This window comes from Sphingomonas melonis DAPP-PG 224, from assembly GCF_000379045.1.
GTDB classification, from domain to species: domain Bacteria; phylum Pseudomonadota; class Alphaproteobacteria; order Sphingomonadales; family Sphingomonadaceae; genus Sphingomonas; species Sphingomonas aquatilis.
Window position 1 is genome coordinate 1734569 of sequence record NZ_KB900605.1, and the last position, 15804, is coordinate 1750372.

Below are 15804 nucleotides of genomic sequence, written 5' to 3' on the forward strand. Positions count from 1 at the left end.
GTTTACGGATAGTTAGGGCGGCGCCGGTTCGCCGCCCTGACGACCGAATTATGCGGCGATCGGATAGGGCTTGATGTCGCCGCTGAGATACAGGTTGCGCGCCTTGGCCCGGCTGAGCTTGCCCGAGCTGGTGCGCGGCAGCGTGCGCGGCGGGATCAGCTCGATCACGCAGTTCATGCCGGTGACCGACCGGACGCGCTCGCGGATTTCGTCGCGCAGGCGCAGCCGCTCGGCATCGTCGCTGCTGCGGCACTGGACGAGGACAGCGGGGGTCTCCTCACCGCCGGGCGTCGTGATCGCGAAGGCGGCGATGTCGCCCGACTTGAAGCCCGGGAGCTGTTCGACCGCCCATTCGATGTCCTGCGGCCAGTGGTTCTTGCCGTTGACGATGATCATGTCCTTGGCGCGGCCGACGATATAGATGTAGCCGTCCGACATATAGGCCATGTCGCCGGTATCCAGCCAACCGTCGACCATGCAGGCGTCGGTTGCCTCCTGATCGCGGAAATAGCCGACCATGACGCTGGGGCCCTTGCACCACAATTTGCCGATCGCACCGTCGGGCAGGGGCGTGCCGTCCTCTTCGCGGATCTCGACCGTCATGTCGCGCACCGGCTTGCCGCAATTGACGATGGCGCGGAAGCGCTGCGGGCGGGGGCCGTCGTTGGCAGCGAGCGAATCGCCCCCGCCCGACAGCTGCGTTTCCTCGACCAGCTCGACGCGGATGCCTTCGCCCGGCGGCATCAGCGATACGGCGAGCGTCGCTTCGGCAAGGCCGTAGCTGGGCAGGAAGGCACTCGCCTTGAAGCCCGCATCGGCGAAGGCGTCGACGAACGCCTGCATCACATCCGGGCGGATCATGTCGGCGCCATTGCCCGCGACGCGCCAGCGCGACAGGTCGAACCGCTCGGCGGCCTTGGTCTGCGACGACATGCGGCGCGCGCAGATGTCGTAGCCGAAGGTCGGCGAATAGGACAAAGCAGTGCCGTCATGGCGCGAGATCATGTCGAGCCAGGCGAGCGGGCGGCGCGCGAAATCCTCGGTCTTCAGGTAATCGGTCGAGACCTGGTTGGCGATCGGCGACAGGAAGCAGCCGACGAGGCCCATGTCGTGATACCAGGGCAGCCAGCTGATGCAGCGATCGGTGCCGTCGATCTGCATGCCGTGGCTGTGCGCGGCGAGGTTGTTGAGCAGCGCATGGTGCGTGATCGCGACGCCGTGCGGGAAGCGGGTCGAGCCGCTGGAATATTGCAGGTACGCGATCTGCTCACCATGCGCCTGCGGCAGCATGGCCTCCGGTGCCGCGCGGGTCGCGAATTCGGACCAGTCGATGCCGTCCGTGCCCGCAAGCCGCGCAGCCTCTGCCGCCATCGCGCTGAGTTCGGGCGGGAAGATCAGCATCTTGGGGTCACAGCTCGCCAGCTGGACGCGCAGCTGCTCGATATACGAGTCGCGGCCGCCAAAGCTGGTCGGCAGCGGCAGCGGAACCGGCCAGGCGCCGGCATAGATGGTGCCGAAGAACAGCGCGGCGAATTCGGGCCCGGTTTCGGCGACCAGCGCGATGCGGTCCTCGGGCTGCACGCCCGCCGCGATCAGGCGATAGGCGGCGGCGATCGCGTCGCTGCGCAGCTCGGCAAAGGGATAGGGGCGCGCCAGCGTGCCGCGCGCGTCATGGAAATTCAGCCCGCGCACGCCGGTGGCAGCATAGTCCAGCGCCTCGCCCAAGGTGGCGAAATCGGCGAAGCGGCGCGGCAGCGCGTCGAGCGTCGGGGTAGGGGCCGGTCGGGGAGTCGGCGAAGCCGCAGACTGATCGGTCATCGAAATTCCTGTTCACGCGCCGCTATCATGCGGCTGTCATATCCTGGCGCTTTAACGCGCGATCAACGTTCTCATTCCGTTGCCACTGTGGCAACAACATGGCCATGCCCGCCGAACGTCGCCCTCCGCGTCCCCTGGACGCTGCCGCGCTCGACCGACTGGCGCTGCGCTACGTCGAACGGTTCGCGACGACGCAAGGCAAACTGGCGGATTATCTGCGGCGCAAGGTGCGCGAAAGGGGCTGGGAGGGCGAGCCCGCCGATCCGGCAGCGATCGCCGCGCGCATGGCGGCGCTGGGCTATGTCGACGACCGCCTCTACGCCGAGAGCAAGGCGGCGGCGCTGGCGCGGCGCGGGCTGGGCGCACGACGGGTCGGCGCGGCGCTGCGTCAGGCGCATGTTGCGGACGTGGCGGAGGATCTGGCGCCGGACATCGCCGCGCGGGCGCTGACCGCCGCGCTCACCTTTGCGCGGCGACGGCGCGTCGGACCGTTCGGGCCAGAGGTCGCGGACCGCGCGCTCCGTGACCGGCAGCTCGCCGCGATGCTGCGCGCCGGCCATCCGCTCGACCTGTCCCGACGCATCCTGGCGGCGCGCGACCTGTCCGATCTGGGGCTCGAATCGGACGATGAGGCTGCGGTTCAAGCCTTTTTCTTGCCCTGAGCGGCCTAAAAACCCGCAAAGGCTTTCGTTTCATAATTGCGGCTGCGACGAACCGTGCTAGCGTGTCGGCGACAGGGGTGCAGTGATGCGTGGCGAGCCGCAACGGGAGTGCGACGAGCGAGACGACGGGCAGATGCCCGGCGACCGCGAACGCGCGTTCGGCCGACAGGTGGAATCCGGGGATACGATCGACACCGCCGCGCCGGACGCGACGACCCGCGCCGCCGTCGCAGACGATGGCCCCATCGCGATCGGCGGCGTCGTCAAATGGTTCGACGCGACGCGCGGCTTCGGCTTCGCGGTGGCGGACGATCCGGCCTATGGCGACGTGCTGATCCATTTTTCGGTGTTGCAGCCGCACGGCCGGCGCAGCCTGCCCGAAGGGGCGCGGGTGGAGACGCTGTCGGTGCAGCGCGGCCGCGGCTATCAGGCGCGCGAAGTGATCGGCATCGACCTGACCAACGCGATCGAGGATGCGCCCCGGCCGCCGCGCAATCCCGATCGCGTCGATCCGCTCAGCCTGATCGATGCGGCCGGCGCGTTCGAAGGCGCGGTGGTGAAATGGTTCAACCGGCTGAAGGGCTATGGTTTCCTGGTCCGCGATGCGGATGGGGCGGACGTGTTCGTCCATATGGAAACGCTGCGTCGTGCGGGGCTGGCGGTGGTCGAACCCGGCCAGCGGTTGCGCGCGCGGATCGTCGCGGGCAACAAGGGGCCTCTGGCGGTCAGCGTCGAAGAGGAAGCGTGATGACGATCCCGATGGGTGTGCGTGGCAGGCGGCTGGCGCTGGCCGCCGCCATGGCGCTGACGATGGCGACCACGGCCTGCTCGTCGGGCGCGAAGGACGGTGACGCCACCGCGTCGCAGGCCAAGACGCTGTTGCCGATTACGATCACCAGCGCCAACGGCACGCATAAGTTTACGGTGGAACGCGCGGTGACGCACGCTGAGCAGGAACGCGGGCTGATGTATCGCACCGACCTGAAGCCCGATGGCGGCATGCTGTTCTGGCCGTATCCGCCGGAGGGCGGCGGTCCGCGTCAGGCGAGCTTCTGGATGAAGAACACGCCGACGCCGCTCGACATCCTGTTCATCCGCGCCGACGGCACGATCGCGACGATCGCCGAAAATGCCGTGCCCTTCTCCGAAACGCCGGTCCTGTCGCGCGAGCCGGTGGCCGCAGTGCTGGAACTGGTCGGCGGCCGCGCGGCAGACCTTGGCATCGCCGAAGGCGACAAGGTGACCTGGGCCAAGTGAGGGGGCGGCCCGACCGCCGACGCTCTTCGCGCGGATTCTCGTCACGGCCGTCATCCCCGATCGCGATCCCCTGTTGAAGGGCGCAGCGGACACGGGTAAGCGCTGAGCCACTATGGGCATCAACCTCAATCCCTTCACCTGGTGGACCGGCGCGTCGTGGGGCACGATGCTCTATGGCCTGCGCGGCATGGCGCAGATGGGCACCGACCAGCTCGGCAACGTCTATTACGAAGGCGGCAAGGACGGCAGCGGCCGCAAGCGGCGCTGGGTGATCTATGAGGGTGCGAACGATGCCAGCCGGGTGCCGCCCGAATGGTTCAGCTGGCTGCACCATCACATCGACGACGTGCCCGATCGCGCGCTGCCGCCGGTGCGTGCGTGGCAGAAGCCGGCGATCCCCAACATGACCGGCACGCCGCTCGCCTATCGTCCCTCGGGCTCGCTGGAGAAGGGCGGCAAGCGCGCCGCCGCGACCGGCGATTACGAGGCGTGGACGCCCGAAGGGTGAGTCCACGGATCGGCCGCTGGCTGGCCGCCGGCGTCCTGCTGGTCGCGCTCGCGGTGGCCGGCGTCTTCGGCTATCGCGCTTGGCATGGTAGTAACGGCCCGGCGAACCGGACGGTCGCGACGCAGGACCTGCCCGCCGATCCCGCCAAGGGCGACGGGATCGAGACGATCGCCGCCTCCGATACGACGCTGCCCACCGGCGGTACGCCGATGGCCGAGCGGGTCGCCGTCGTCGGCCTGCTCAACAAGCGCAACGGCGTTAGCCGCGACCTGACGCTGAAGCCGGGGCAGGCGGTGCGCGTCGGCGATGCGATCGTGCGCCTGCGCGCCTGCGAAAAGACCGCGCCGTGGGAGCAGGATCCGCTGACCGGCGCCTTCGTCCAGCTCGACGTGCGCGGCACCGACCGGCACTGGCGTCGCGCCTTTTCCGGCTGGCTGTTCAAGGAACGGCCGGCGCTGAACGTCGTCCAGCACCCCGTCTATGACGTGTGGACCAAGAGCTGCACGATGTCCTGGCCGGAAACCGGCCCCGACACGGTGTCGGCGGCGAGTGGCGGCGCGGCGCGCTCCAGCGCGAAGAAATCGGGCGGGGCGGACGCCGATGCGAGCGAGGGCGACGATGCGGCGCCCGCCGACGAGCCGGTCGCCCCGTCGAGCGCGCCGGCCAGTAACGCGCAATAATCGCTCCGGTCGATCTCCACCGCGCCCAATGAGGCGAGGTGGGGCGTCTGGAACTGGCAGTCGAGCAAGGTGAACCCGCCGGCCTTGAGACGCGCGACGAGCCAGGCGAGCGCGACCTTCGACGCATCGGTCCGTCGGCTGACCATCGATTCGCCGAAAAAGGCCCGGCCCAGCGCCAGGCCGTACAGGCCGCCGACCAGATCGTCGCCGTCCCAGCATTCGATCGAATGCGCATAGCCCATGCGGTGCAGCGTCACGAACACCTGCTCGATGCCGCTGTTGATCCAGGTTTCCGGGCGATCGTCGGCGCTTTCGGCGCACAGCTGGATCATTCGCTCGAAGGCGGTGTCGGCGGTGACGCGAAAGCGGTCACGCGCGATCGTTTTGCGCAGCGACGCGGAGAGGTGGAAGCCATCGATTGGCAGGATCGCACGGGTGCGCGGTTCGACCCAATAGACGCTGTCGGCGTCGCGGTGATCCGCCATCGGGAAGACGCCCATGGCATAGGCGCCGAGCACGAGTTTCGGGTCGAGCGTCTCCATCGCCGGCCAAGGTGGCGGCGCCCAGGGGCGATGGCAAGGTGGTCCGCTCCGGCCGGACGACGGGCGGCCGTACGGGCCTAGATCCGGGCGACCCGCATCCCGCGCCGGATCAGCGCGCCACCCGCTTCTCGATCGCGCGCCACAGCTCGCCGAAGGCGGTCGCGGCGGCGCTGCGCGGCGCATAGGTGGCGACGGGCGCGCGATGATCCGCCATCGCTTCGACCGCACTCGCCATCGGGATCGCGGGCCAGTCGGGCTGCGCGGCGAGCGCGGCGGCGTGCAGGCGGCGGCGGCGGTCGACCATCATGTGGACGGGCAGAACCGGCACCTTGCCGCCGAGATGGCGCACCACTTCCTCTGCGGCGCGTTGCGCCAGGGCGGAGGGGATGATCGGCATCACGATCAGGTCGGCGGCGCGGATCACCTGCTCGCTGGTTTCGGTAAGCCCCGGCGGACAATCGAGCAGGACGTGATCGTAACTGCCGAGGTCGGCGACCAGCTTGTCGAGCCGCCGCTTCTTGCCGAGATCGTGCAGGAGCACGTCGAGGTCGCGCAATGATGCGTCGGCGGGGATCAGGTCGAGCTTCGCGATCTCGGTCGGGCGGGCGTGGCGCGCGACCTTCGTATCCTTCGTGAACAACGCGCGCGCCTGATCGCCCGCGGGATCGCGACCCAGCACCCAGCTGCTCGCCGCCTGGGGATCGAGGTCCCACAAGGCGGTGCGCCGCTTCGACAGGGTGGCGGCACAATAGGCCAGATTGACGGCCAGCGTGGTTTTGCCGACGCCGCCCTTCGAACTGTAGATCGCGATCGTTGCCATGGGGCGGGATCGTACCGTTCTGGACCCGATGGGGCAATGCGCCATCCGCGCCATGAGGGAAACTGGGGGCTGGCCCGAGCAAAGGTGCTTTGTCGGGCGCGAGGCCGCCCGATACGGACCGGACGCAAGACGCGGCGGCATCGGGTGGCGATGCGCTGCGTCGCTGTCGGGATCGGGAGTTCGATATGCTGCGCCGTGCCGTCCTTGGGTCTGCGATCCTGCTTGCCGTGTCGCTTGCATCGTCGACGGGTGGGCGGGCAACCGGGCCGGTGCGCAAGACCGTGCCGATCGTTTCGCGGCCCGGCGTGTGGCAGGCGCCGGCCGGTGGGCGGCAGGAGCCGTTATGGGCGGCCGCCGTCCCGCTCGCCAAGCCGGACAGCGGGGATGCGCCGGAGGAAACCGGCAACGGTTCGGCGATCGTCGGCGGGCGGATGTGGCATTGGGCGGGATCGATCACGCGGCCGACGATGACGGTGTTCCGGCCGCAGGGGCGCAACACGGGCACGGCCATGCTGGTCCTGCCGGGCGGCGGCTTCACCGTCGTCGCGATGGACCTGGAGGGGACCGAAATCTGCGACTGGGCGGTGCGGCAGGGGATCACCTGCGCGGTGCTGAAATACCGCGTGCCGCAAGCATGGCCGGTGGTGAACGGCCGGCAGCAGCGGCCCAAGGTGTTGCTGGGGCTGGAGGACGCGCAGCGCGCGATGGGGCTGCTGCGCGTGCGGGCGGCGCGCTATGGCATCGATCCGCATCGTATCGGCGTCATCGGCTTTTCGGCGGGCGCCTATCTGGCCGCGGCGATGAGCAATACCGAAGCGCGAACCTATCCCATCGCCGATGCCGCCGATCGCCAATCGCCGCGCCCCGACTTTGCGGTGATCGCCTATACCGCGCGCATGCTCGACGACAGCAAGGGCCGCAACAGCCTGGAATTGCGGCCATGGGTGACGATCAGCCCCAAGGCGCCGCCGACCTTCATCCTGCACGCGATGAACGATGCCACCGACCCGATCCGCCAGCCCATGGCCTATGCCCTGGCGCTGACCGACGCGGGCGTGCCGGTCGACATGCGCCTGTACGCCAAAGGCGGCCACGCCTTTGGGATGCGCCCGACCGCCGACCCGGTGACGCGCGAATGGCCGGGGGCGCTCAAGCAGTGGCTGCGCGATATCGGCATGCTGTGACCGGTCCGGCCGCGGATCGCCCTAGAACCGGCTCGCCAGCGTCACGCGCACGTTCCGCGGCGCACCGGGAACGGTCCACACGTTCGCGTACGAACTGGCGATATAATAAGTGTCGAACAGGTTATCGACGTCCGCCCGCACGCTCAGCTGCGGCGTGACGGCATAGCTCAGCGTCGCCCGCGCGATCGTATAGGCGGGCAGGCGATAGCTGGTGCCGAACGGATCGCCAGCGCGCGTGCCCACGTACGTGATCCCACCACCCACGCCCAGGCGGCCGACCGTCTTCAGCGCGAACAGGCTGCCCGCATGGCGCGGCACGTTCGACAGCGGCTTGCCGATCAGCGTGCGGTCCTGATCGTTGCGGATCGTCGCGTCGACATAGGTATAGGCGGCGGTGACGTAGAGATCGTCGGGGCGGACATAGGTGAGTTCCGCCTCCGCGCCGCGCGACCGCTGGCGGCCGATCTGGCTCTTGACGAACGGATCGACCGAATTGGGGTTGAGGACGTTGCGCTTTTCCATGTCGAACACGGCGGCGGTGCCGGTCAGGCGGCGCTGGAACAGGCTGACCTTGACCCCCGCCTCGGTCGAATGGCTGCGTTCGGCATCGAACGTCGCCGTGCCGTCGGACGGGTTGAGCCGCAGCGAATCGCCCCGGCTGGCGTAAAGCGATACGCCCTCCCGGACTTGCCACGACACCGCCGCGCGCGGCGTGACGCCGGCGTCGCGCGTGTCGAGTTCGCGGACGGTCAGGCGGTTGAAGACGTCCTCGCGAAAGCTGTTCCATCGTGCGCCGAGCAGCAAGGTGAGGGGACCGCGCCGGATCACGTCCTGCGCATAGAGGCTCTCGCTGCGAAACGATGCGGTACGGCTGAGCGAGGCGGGCGGGGTCGGCAGCGGCTGACCGTAGACGGGGGCGAACAGATCGATGAGCAGGATCGGCCGCGTCGTCGTGCCGCGTGCGCGATCCAGCCGGAAGTCGAGCGCGTGCCGTACGCGGTCGATGCCGACGCGCAGGTCGTGCTCCAGCCCCAGCAGGCGGACGCGTCCGGTCAGTTCGGCACGCAACGACAGATCGTTCCACGCAAAGTCGTGATAGCGGCGGTCGCGCCCGGCGGTGCGTCCGTCGCTTTGCAGACCGCGGGCGCCGAAATCGACCATCGTGCCGAATCCGCGCAGCGACCCGTCGCGCTGGCTGCCGCCCAGCTCCAGGCCGATGCCCGATCCCAGATCGGCGAACAGGCTGGCCTGTTGCCATAGGATGCGCTGCGTGATGCGGCCGTCTGCCGGCTCGCCGAGGAAGGTGGTGCGACCCATCGCGCGGGCGTTGCCGCCAATGCCGACCACGCCGCGATCGAGCACCGACCGGTTGCGCATATATTCGGCCTGATACAGCAGGCGCAGCCCCGGCGCGGGCGTCCAGGCGATCGAGGGCGCGATCAGGCGGCGCGATCCGCCGACATGGTCGCGGAAGCTGTCATGGTCTTCCACGACCCCGATCAGGCGGACGGACAGGCCATCGGCGATCGGGCCGCCGACGTCGCCCGTCACGCGCCGCTGGTCCCAGCTGCCGACCATCGCGCTGACGGCGGCATGCGCGTGATCGAGCGGCGCCTTGGTGACGATGTTGATCGATCCGCCCGGCTCGCCGCGGCCGGACAAAGCGGCGCTCGCGCCCTTCATCACCTCGACGCGTTCGATCGTCGCGCTGTCGACCGGGGGATTATAGCCGAGGTTGCTGCCGAAGCGGTTGATCAGGATATCGGGCCCGGTGTTCTCGTCGCCCGCGAAGCCGCGGATCGCATATTTGTCCCACAGGCCGCCGAAATCGTTCTGGCGGGTGACGCCGCCCGCATAATCCAGCGCATCCTGTAGCCGCGTGGCGTTGAGCGGAGTGAGGTCGTCCTCGTCCAGCACGCGCACCGACTGCGGATAGCGGAGCAGCGGGGTGTGGCTGCCGGTGATGCTGGCACTGGCCGAGCGCGCCGTGACGACGATGTCGGCAGGGGTCTCGGGCGAGGCCGCATCGCCGTCGGTGGTCTGCGCCATGGCCGGCGCCGCAAGCCCGAAGGCGATGGCAAGAACGGACACGGCGACGCGCCGGTCGTGTGCAAGGATCACGCAGCAAATTCCTGGAATCGGCCGGACAGTTCCGGTCTCGACGGCCAGCTACTGAACCTGCGGATCGTTCGCAATAGCAATGTGGGAAGGGTGGTCGTGCGCCGCGCATAAGAAAAGGGCCGGCGGATCGCTCCGCCGGCCCTTGTGAAAAGTCGGTCCGTCGTGGCTTACGACTTGCAGGTCTGCGAGGCCTTGCCCGGCTGCGACACGGTGATGTTCGACGCATTGCCGGTCAGCTTCCAGCCACCCTCGGCGGTCAGCGGCTCGCCGGCCTTTTCGGCGGTCAGGCGGGTGGGCGTGCCGGTCTGCGACGTCTTGACGAGGGCGAGCTTGTCGCCGTCGAACAGCGTCACGTACAGCAGGCTGTTGTCCTTGCAGCGGAAGGTCTTTTCCGCCTTGATCGCGGGCGGCAGTTCCACCGGCGCGCGGTTGGCGAGCTGGTTGGCCATCGGATCCGGATTCGAATCCAGCACGTCCGGCTGCGCGGGCTTGGAGTTGCAGGCGGCCAGCGCGAGAAGCGCGGCGGTGGCGGCGAACAGGGGGAGGCTCTTCATAGCGAGGGCACGCTTTGCGCATGCGAAGGGGGAGCGTCAAGGCGATCCGTCGGATTTGGTCGTTCGGTTGATCGCGCGGCTTTGCGCTTCCCAAGTGCAGCTTTGCTTGTCGCAGGCCCGGCCACGCGCCATCTAGCAGGCATGCATACGACCCCAGACACGCTTGCCCTGATCGGCAACACGCCCCTCGTCCGGCTGAAGGGGCCGAGCGAGGCCAGCGGCTGCGACATCTTTGGCAAATGCGAATTCGCCAATCCGGGCGCGAGCGTGAAGGATCGCGCGGCGCTGGGCATCGTCGAGGATGCGGAGGCGCGGGGCGTGCTGCATCCCGGCGGTACGATCGTCGAAGGCACGGCGGGCAATACCGGCATCGGTCTGGCGCTCGTCGCCAATGCCAAGGGCTATCGCACGATCATCGTGATGCCCGAAACGCAAAGCCGTGAGAAGATGGACACGCTGCGTGCGCTGGGGGCCGAACTGGTGCTGGTGCCGGCGGCGCCCTATTCCAGCCCCTGCCACTTCGTCCACACCAGCCGCCGCATCGCGGAGGAACGCGACAATGCGATCTGGGCGAACCAGTTCGACAATGTCGCCAACCGCCGCGCGCACATCGTCGGCACGGCGGAGGAGATCTGGCAGCAGATGGACGGGCGGATCGACGGCTTCACCTGCGCGGCGGGCACCGGCGGTACGATCGCGGGCGTCGGCCTGGGGCTGAAGGCGAAGGACGAAAGCGTCTGCATCGCGCTGAGCGACCCGCACGGCGCGGCACTGTACGATTATTACGCGCACGGCGAGCTGCGCAGCGAGGGATCGTCGGTCGCCGAGGGGATTGGGCAGGGGCGGATCACCGCCAATCTGGAGGGCGCGCCGATCGACACGCAGTTCCGTATCTCCGACCAGGAAGGCTATCACTGGGTCCGCCGCCTGCTCGACGAGGAAGGGCTGTGCCTGGGCCTGTCGTCGGGCATCAACGTCGCGGGCGCGGTCCGGCTGGCGGAGCAATTGGGGCCGGGCAAACGGATCGCGACGATCCTGTGCGACACGGGCTTCCGGTATCTCTCGACGCTGCACGATCCGGCATGGCGCGCGGAGAAGGGGCTGGCGTAACACTACTCCCCCGTCACCCCGGACGTGTTCCGGGGTCCACCCATCCGCGCGGGGGCGGCCTGCTCCTCGAGCCACTCCGCTCGCCGCGGAGTGGACCCGGGAACGAGTCCGGGGTGACGGAAGAATGGGCGGAAAGCGCCCCCGACTCGCCGCCCAATCGACAAGTGCCCGACAAAGCGGTACAGCCGCGCGACAAGATGAGAGCCGTGCGAGACACTCACCAGACGATGCAACGGATCAAGGTCGGCGTGATCGGCCTTGTCGCCGTCGTCATGCTCATCGCGATCGCCACCGCGATTCTGGGGTCGGCAACGCGCGAAAAGCCCATCGCCACCGCCGGATCCGCCCAGGCCGACGTCGTCGCAAATATCGCCATGACCAATGCCGGCGCCGCAGCGGCGGCCGATGCCTCGGGCGAGCCATTGGCCGAACTCGGCGTCGCGCCAGCCACGGGCAACGCGCAAGCCGCACGATGATCCATTTTCGGGGAAAACCGGGGACGGCGCCCCGCGCCGGCGGAATCGCACGCCCGCACGGGCGGTTGGCGGTTGTGGCATCCATGCCACCATGGGGGTGTTTCCCGCTCGATTAGCCGCCTTCAGGGGGCTTTTCCCCGCTCATCCCCAAAAATCCCGTTGCATCCCCGGTTGGCTGTTGGTAGCGACAGTTAACAACGGGGCAGGCATCATCGTTTGCGTTTGGGCGCAAATGCGTGGGAGGCGGTGAAAGTCCGACTTTCCAGACGATGAGCCGTGCGCGTCAGGGTGCGAGACGGGCGTGTTGGAAAGGGGCGACTATCAGGGAAGTGGACTCGCTCTTGTCGATGACAAGGGTCGCGTCGCCATCCCCAATGCGCTCCGCCACACGCTGGCCGCCAATGCGCCCCGCGCCGACGGCAAGGACGGCGGCACCGTCATCATCGCCGCGCATGAGGATCAGCCCTGCCTGATCGCCTATGATCCCGCCTATATCGCCGAACTGAAGCGCGAACTAAACGAGCGCGTCGCCCTGTCGCGCGGCGCCGACGGCAAGATCGACCACAATATCAAGCGCGGCGGCGCGAACGGCGAGGCGGTGCCCTTCGACGGCTCCGGCCGGTTCATCATGCCCGGATTTCCGCGCTTCTACGCCAATATCGGCGCGCACGCCTTCTTCTGGGGCACGCTCGACTATATCGAGATCTGGGACCCCAAGACGCTGCTGTCGACGCCGGGCATCGCGCCCCAGATGGTCGCTGCCTGCCGCTATTATTGCCAGGACAAGGGGGTGCCGCTTGACTGACGCCCCCCACATCCCCGTGCTGCTCGACGAAGTGGTCGCCGCACTCGCCCCCGCCCCGGGCGAGGTGATGGTCGATGCCACCTTCGGCGCGGGCGGCTACACGCGCGCGATCCTGAAGACCGGCGCCACCGTCATCGCCTTCGATCGCGACCCCGACGCGATTCGCGAAGGGCGGGCCGCCGGGATCGAGGGGCTGACGCTGGTCCACAGCGACTTCTCCGCGATGGAGGCGGCGATCGATGCCCCCGTCGATGGCCTGACCATGGATATCGGCGTGTCGTCGATGCAGCTTGATCAGGCGGAGCGCGGCTTTTCGTTCCAGTCCGACGGCCCGCTCGACATGCGGATGGCGCAGGACGGCCCCAGCGCGGCGGACTTCCTCAACACCGCCGACGAGGAAGCCATCGCCGACGTGCTGTACCAGTATGGCGACGAGCCCAAGTCGCGCCGCGTCGCGCGTGCGATCGTCGCCGCGCGGCCGCTGACCCGTACGGGCGAACTGGCCACCGTCGTGCGCAAGGCGCTGGGCCACCGGCCGCACGACAAGAAGGATCCGGCGACGCGGACCTTCCAGGCGATCCGTATCCATGTGAACCGGGAGTTGGGTGAGCTGGCCGACGGCCTCGCCGCTGCCGAGCGGCTGCTCAAGCCCGGCGGCCGGCTGGCGGTGGTGACGTTCCACAGCCTGGAGGATCGCATGGTCAAGCGCTTCCTGCGCGAACGCTCGGGCAACACGCCCGGCGGCTCTCGGCACCTGCCGCAGGCGGGGGCGACGCGAGCACCCAGCTTCGCGACCGTCGGCCGCGGCATCCGTGCCGGCGAGGCGGAACTCGCGCGCAACCCGCGCGCACGATCGGCAACATTGCGGACCGCCATCCGGACGGCCGCCCCTGCATGGAATGAAGAGGTGACGGCATGACGGCGGCGTATCGGTTGAAGGGGATCGGATGGTTCGGTGGCTGCGTCGCCATCGTCCTCGGTTTCTACCTGGTCTCGCTGCAGGTCGCGACCGAGCGCAAGAAGCTCGAGAGCATGGATCGCAAGATCGATGCCGCGCAGCGCGATATCCGCGCGCTGGAGACGGAGTTCGAAACGCGCGCCAATCTCGCCCAGCTCGAAAAGTGGAACGGGGAGACGCTGTCGCTCGCCGCGCCGACCGCGGGCCAGTTCGTGACCGATGAGGCGGCGCTCGCCAGCCTCGACGTCAATCAGGTGGGCGTGCCCACCGATGGCAAGTCCGGGATGCAAATGGCGTCGCTGGTCGTGCCGTCGCAGCCGGGCGTCAGCGCCGCCGCGCCCGCCGCCACGCCGGCCCCCGCCGTGGTGCAGGTCGCCGCCGCCATGCCCAAGGCGCAGCGCGCGGTGATCAAGGTCGCGGCCATCGAAAAGAGCGCGCCGATGATGGCGAAGCTGAACGAGGCGGCCCGCGCCAAGGCGGCGGTGGCGAAGGTTCGGCCCGAAGCGGTCGCGATGCTCGACAAGAAGCTGCTGTCCGACAGCACGCTGGGCGATATCCTCAGCAGCGCGCGCGCCGAGGCCCGCAAACGTTGACCGTCATCGTCGCCCGTCCGGCCCAGGCCCAGCATCGCAGCGCCGGCCAGCGTCACGCGCTGGTCGCGACGTCGCATATGCGGCTGATGATGCTGATGATGCTGTTCGCGGCGGCGGTGGTCCTGATCATCGGCCGGCTGGCGATGCTCGGCATCCTGTCGGGCGGCGAGGCGGCGGCGCGCACGGCGGCGCTGGCGGCTCGCGGCGATATCGTCGATCGCAACGGCGCGCCGCTCGCCCGGACGATCGATGCGTGGACGATTGCCGTCCATCCGAACAAGATCATCGGCGACAAGATGGAGATCGCCGCCCGGCTCGCGGCGCTGATGCCCGATCGTGGCGATCAGGCGTGGTTCTACCACCAGCTCACCCGCAACATCAGCTTCGTCTACCTCCAGCGGCGCGCCAGCCCCGCGCTGGTCGAGCAGGTGAATGCGATCGGCGAGCCGGCTTTGGTCTTCGCGCGCGAAACGCAGCGCCTGTACCCGCAGTCGACGATGGCGGCGCATGCGCTGGGCTTCCTGTCGACCGACGGCCACGGCATGAGCGGCATGGAGCGCGTGCTCGACGAGCGGCTGCTCGATCCGGCGCAGGCGGGCAAGCCGGTCGCGCTGGCGATCGACGCACGCGTGCAGGCGGCAATGGAAAGCGAACTCGGTCGCGCGATGGGCACCTTCTCCGCGCGCGGGGCGGGCGGCATCGTGATGGACGTCCATACCGGCGAAGTGCTCGCGATGGTCTCGCTGCCGACGTTCAACCCCAATCGCGTCGGGATGGCGGGCAGCGAGGAACTGCGCAACCTGACCACGCAAAGCGTGTTCGAGCTGGGCTCTACGTTCAAGCCGATTACCGTTGCGACCGCGATCGACACCGGCACGATCACGATGAACCGCAAGTTCGACGCGACGCATCCGCTGAAGGTCGGCGGCTTCACCATCCATGACGAGCGCGGCGATCCGCAGCGCTGGCTGTCGATGCCCGAAACGCTGATCTATTCGTCCAACATCGCCACCGCGCGCATCGCCGACGAGGTGGGTCCGCAGAAGATGCAGACGATGTTCCGCAAGCTGGGCTTCGACACCCGGCCCGACATCGAATTGCGCGAAAAGGGCCGGCCGCTTTGGCCGCGGTATTGGGCGCGGACGACGACGATGACGACGGCCTATGGTCACGGCATCGCGGTGACGCCGCTGCACCTCGCCAGCGCTTATGCGGCTTTGGTCAACGGCGGCATCTGGCGCCCGGCGACGCTGATGAAGATCGCCCCCGGCCAAGCCCCCGCCGGCCGCCGCGTGATCAGCGAGGCGACGAGCTACAAGATGCGCCAGATGCTGCGGCTGATCGTCATGCGCGGCACGGGCCGCAAGGGCGATGCGCCGGGCTATCGCGTCGGCGGCAAGACCGGCACCGCCGAGGCGGCGGTCGCGGGCGGCTATGACCATTCGCGCAACGTCGCGACCTTCGCTGCGGCCTTCCCGATGGACGCGCCGAAATATGTCGTGCTCGCAATGCTCGATTCGCCGCAGGGCACGAAGGAGACGGGCGGGTGGAAGACCGCCGCCTGGAACGCCGCGCCCGTCGTCGGCCGCACGATCGCGCGCGTAGGATCGATGCTCGGCGTGGTGCCCGATGCGCAGCGCGACATCGACGTCGCTGACATGATGCCGCTGATCTGGCAGGAGACGCCGCCGAAGCAGGCGAACGGCAATTGACGAG

Annotated in this window: 16 protein-coding genes and 1 pseudogene; 12 read left to right on the plus strand and 5 right to left on the minus strand. The window is 68.7% G+C overall.

Translation table 11 applies throughout. The features are described 5' to 3' along the window. Nucleotides 1-48: 48 nt before the first annotated feature. Nucleotides 49-1818 carry a fatty acyl-AMP ligase gene (locus SPHME3_RS0108410; RefSeq protein ID WP_017979605.1) on the minus strand — a complete coding sequence of 590 codons (1770 nt, stop codon included), beginning with the start codon at nt 1816-1818 and terminating at the stop codon, nt 49-51. Between the two features lie 98 nt (nt 1819-1916). On the opposite strand from SPHME3_RS0108410, the gene SPHME3_RS0108415 reads away from it, so the two are divergent. From SPHME3_RS0108415 to SPHME3_RS21020, 5 genes and pseudogenes are all read left to right on the plus strand, one after another. Further along, entirely contained in the window at nt 1917-2480 is a 564-nt protein-coding gene (locus SPHME3_RS0108415; RefSeq protein ID WP_017979604.1) for a RecX family transcriptional regulator, read from the plus strand. A 133-nt stretch (nt 2481-2613) separates the two neighbouring features. Next, on the plus strand, nt 2614-3228 hold the full coding sequence (locus SPHME3_RS0108420; RefSeq protein ID WP_020486563.1) for a cold-shock protein: 615 nt from the start codon (nt 2614-2616) through the stop codon (nt 3226-3228). Beyond that, nucleotides 3228-3737, plus strand: a complete 510-nt coding sequence (locus SPHME3_RS0108425) for a DUF192 domain-containing protein (protein ID WP_017979602.1) — start codon at nt 3228-3230, stop codon at nt 3735-3737. The genes SPHME3_RS0108420 and SPHME3_RS0108425 overlap by 1 nt, the downstream gene beginning before the upstream one ends. 112 nt (nt 3738-3849) lie before the next feature. Next, nucleotides 3850-4245 carry an NADH:ubiquinone oxidoreductase subunit NDUFA12 gene (locus tag SPHME3_RS0108430; protein WP_017979601.1) on the plus strand — a complete coding sequence of 132 codons (396 nt, stop codon included), beginning with the start codon at nt 3850-3852 and terminating at the stop codon, nt 4243-4245. A gap of 209 nt (nt 4246-4454) precedes the next feature. Next, nucleotides 4455-4688: pseudogene (locus tag SPHME3_RS21020) on the plus strand (DUF2155 domain-containing protein); the annotation flags it as partial. Nucleotides 4689-4723: 35 nt separating this feature from the next. Here SPHME3_RS21020 and aat read toward each other — a convergent pair. Together aat and SPHME3_RS0108445 are read right to left on the minus strand one after the other, a co-directional pair. Further along, nucleotides 4724-5467, minus strand: a complete 744-nt coding sequence (aat, locus tag SPHME3_RS0108440) for a leucyl/phenylalanyl-tRNA--protein transferase (RefSeq protein WP_017979599.1) — start codon at nt 5465-5467, stop codon at nt 4724-4726. Between the two features lie 109 nt (nt 5468-5576). Beyond that, nucleotides 5577-6287, minus strand: coding sequence for a ParA family protein (locus tag SPHME3_RS0108445; RefSeq protein WP_017979598.1), 711 nt, complete (start codon nt 6285-6287; stop codon nt 5577-5579). Nucleotides 6288-6472: 185 nt separating this feature from the next. On the opposite strand from SPHME3_RS0108445, the gene SPHME3_RS0108450 reads away from it, so the two are divergent. After that, nucleotides 6473-7471: an alpha/beta hydrolase gene (locus SPHME3_RS0108450; RefSeq protein WP_018250674.1), complete on the plus strand. Its 999-nt coding sequence runs from the start codon at nt 6473-6475 to the stop codon at nt 7469-7471. 21 nt (nt 7472-7492) lie between these two features. On the opposite strand, the gene SPHME3_RS0108455 is transcribed toward SPHME3_RS0108450, so the two are convergent. Both SPHME3_RS0108455 and SPHME3_RS0108460 read right to left on the minus strand, forming a co-directional pair. Further along, the gene (locus SPHME3_RS0108455; protein WP_017979596.1) at nt 7493-9592 is read right to left on the minus strand and encodes a TonB-dependent siderophore receptor; all 2100 of its coding nucleotides are present in this window, start codon (nt 9590-9592) and stop codon (nt 7493-7495) included. A 167-nt stretch (nt 9593-9759) separates the two neighbouring features. Continuing rightward, on the minus strand, nt 9760-10146 hold the full coding sequence (locus SPHME3_RS0108460; RefSeq protein ID WP_017979595.1) for a hypothetical protein: 387 nt from the start codon (nt 10144-10146) through the stop codon (nt 9760-9762). 141 nt (nt 10147-10287) lie between these two features. Between SPHME3_RS0108460 and SPHME3_RS0108465 the strand changes: the two genes are divergently transcribed. From SPHME3_RS0108465 to SPHME3_RS0108490, 6 genes are all read left to right on the plus strand, one after another. Then, nucleotides 10288-11256 (plus strand): cysteine synthase A, encoded by a 969-nt coding sequence (locus tag SPHME3_RS0108465; protein ID WP_017979594.1) that lies wholly within the window; start codon nt 10288-10290, stop codon nt 11254-11256. Nucleotides 11257-11462: 206 nt separating this feature from the next. Beyond that, nucleotides 11463-11732 carry a hypothetical protein gene (locus SPHME3_RS0108470; RefSeq protein ID WP_286165109.1) on the plus strand — a complete coding sequence of 90 codons (270 nt, stop codon included), beginning with the start codon at nt 11463-11465 and terminating at the stop codon, nt 11730-11732. 301 nt (nt 11733-12033) lie between these two features. Next, nucleotides 12034-12537 carry a division/cell wall cluster transcriptional repressor MraZ gene (locus SPHME3_RS0108475; protein WP_024310403.1) on the plus strand — a complete coding sequence of 168 codons (504 nt, stop codon included), beginning with the start codon at nt 12034-12036 and terminating at the stop codon, nt 12535-12537. Further along, the gene (gene rsmH, locus SPHME3_RS0108480; protein ID WP_026151831.1) at nt 12530-13456 is read left to right on the plus strand and encodes a 16S rRNA (cytosine(1402)-N(4))-methyltransferase RsmH; all 927 of its coding nucleotides are present in this window, start codon (nt 12530-12532) and stop codon (nt 13454-13456) included. The genes SPHME3_RS0108475 and rsmH overlap by 8 nt, the downstream gene beginning before the upstream one ends. Then, nucleotides 13453-14088, plus strand: coding sequence for a hypothetical protein (locus SPHME3_RS0108485; protein WP_017979590.1), 636 nt, complete (start codon nt 13453-13455; stop codon nt 14086-14088). The genes rsmH and SPHME3_RS0108485 overlap by 4 nt, the downstream gene beginning before the upstream one ends. Then, on the plus strand, nt 14085-15800 hold the full coding sequence (locus SPHME3_RS0108490; RefSeq protein WP_017979589.1) for a peptidoglycan D,D-transpeptidase FtsI family protein: 1716 nt from the start codon (nt 14085-14087) through the stop codon (nt 15798-15800). Before SPHME3_RS0108485 ends, SPHME3_RS0108490 begins: the two co-directional genes overlap by 4 nt. Nucleotides 15801-15804: the final 4 nt, after the last annotated feature.